General features: G+C 35.2%; 1 protein-coding gene. It reads right to left on the bottom strand.

Features of this window, described 5'->3' with window-relative positions; translation table 11 throughout:
* Window positions 1-129: 129 nt before the first annotated feature.
* A partial coding sequence (locus R0J87_RS23685; RefSeq protein ID WP_498889448.1) for a peptidoglycan-binding domain-containing protein occupies window positions 130-244 on the bottom strand: 115 nt, incomplete at its 5' end.

The following is a 244-nucleotide window of genomic DNA, read 5'->3' as shown; positions in this document are numbered from 1 at the left end:
CGCCATACCACCTAAAAATAAAGACTTCGATCCAAGACATGTAGAGTATGATGAACTTCCAATCGATAATATAAAAAATTTAAAAAAAGACAATAAATAAGCCTCTCTGAATTCAGAGAGGCTTATTTATTATTTTAATAATGATTCAAGTTTAACTTTAGTCTTAGGTCCGTATATGCCATCAGTAGCAAGCCCATGCATTAATTGGAACCGCTTGACCGCATCCGCTGTTTTTGGTCCGTAG

Origin of the sequence: Halomonas sp. SIMBA_159, from assembly GCF_046536035.1 — a bacterium.
GTDB lineage: Bacteria > Pseudomonadota > Gammaproteobacteria > Pseudomonadales > Halomonadaceae > Vreelandella > Vreelandella venusta_A.
This window is presented reverse-complemented; position numbering and strand designations above follow the sequence as displayed.